A 1,090-nucleotide genomic window follows, 5' to 3' on the forward strand; every position below is an offset into this window, starting at 1 on the left:
GGACGGGGAAGGCCGGCACCCCGGGTGGGGTGCCGGCCTTCGGGTGTGCGGGACGGTCAGGCGGAGTAGCCGCGGCTGGCGATCCAGTGCGCCAGGTCGATCGTGGTGATCCAGTACGAGGGCAGCGACGGGTCGGCCGAGTCGGCGATCCGTACGGTCCGGCCGTCGTCCTTGTAGCCGACCACCGCGACGTAGTGGCCACCGGGGAACGAGTGCCAGCCGCCGTTGGTGTCGGTGGCCGTACCGGCGACGTTCGCGACGACCCCGCGGCCGTTGCTGATCGCCTCGACCACGTCGGCCTGGAGGCGGTCCATCTGCGCCGGGGTGGCCGAGCCGGGAATCATGCGGGTCCGGTACGGGTTGCCCTTGACCTGCTGGTTGAGCACCCGAGTGGTGTCCTCGGCCGAGTTGGTGCCCATCTCGGTGGTGCCGAGGGGGCCGGCGAGCGCGTCCTGGCTGCGCTCGACGCCGGCGGCGCTGAGCGCGTTGCGCACGGCGGCCGGGCCGCAGTAGAAGTAGTTGATCTGGGCCTGGTAGTCGTAGTCGAGCGACTTGCTCGACGGTGGCTTCGGCTTGGCCTTGGGCGTGGTGTCCGGGTCGGCAGCGGCCTTCGCGGACGGGGAGGCGCTCGGCGACGCGCTGGGCGTGGCGGAGGCGCTGGGCGACGCCTGCGGTACGGCGATGCGGGCCTCGCTGCGGCTGGCGGGCTGCTCGCCGAGGCGGGCGGCGCCGAGGTCGGCGACCGCGGCGGTGTTCTCCTGGACCGGGGCGTCGTCACCAGCGGTGGCGACGGTGCCGGCGCCGGCGGCCAGCACGAGCGCGGCGGCCGATCCGGCGATGATCTGGTACGGGCGTTCGGTGACGATCCGTCGCAGCTGACGCTTCAGGTGGTGCTTCACGAAATCCTCCACGGGGCGTGAGCGGCACACGCCGGCCCGGCACGCGGAGGAACTCACACGTGCTGGCGGGGCCGGATGGCCGGGGGATCGGGAACGCCCGTGATGCCGGGCGCCCAGGGGGCGGTTGCCGGTCGCGCGTCAGGCGCGCGCGGGCACCGCTTCGCCGTGGAGGCGGGGGGACGATCGAGGGG

1 protein-coding gene is annotated in these 1,090 nt (G+C 74.0%); it reads right to left on the reverse strand.

Translation table 11 applies throughout. The features are described 5' to 3' along the window. Positions 1 to 56: 56 nt before the first annotated feature. Positions 57 to 911: a C39 family peptidase gene (locus ABD52_RS37285; RefSeq protein ID WP_200905297.1), complete on the reverse strand. Its 855-nt coding sequence runs from the start codon at positions 909 to 911 to the stop codon at positions 57 to 59. Between the last annotated feature and the right edge of the window lie 179 nt (positions 912 to 1,090).

This window comes from Micromonospora sp. RV43, assembly GCF_001029515.1.
In the GTDB taxonomy this organism is placed as follows: Bacteria; Actinomycetota; Actinomycetes; order Mycobacteriales; family Micromonosporaceae; genus Micromonospora; species Micromonospora aurantiaca.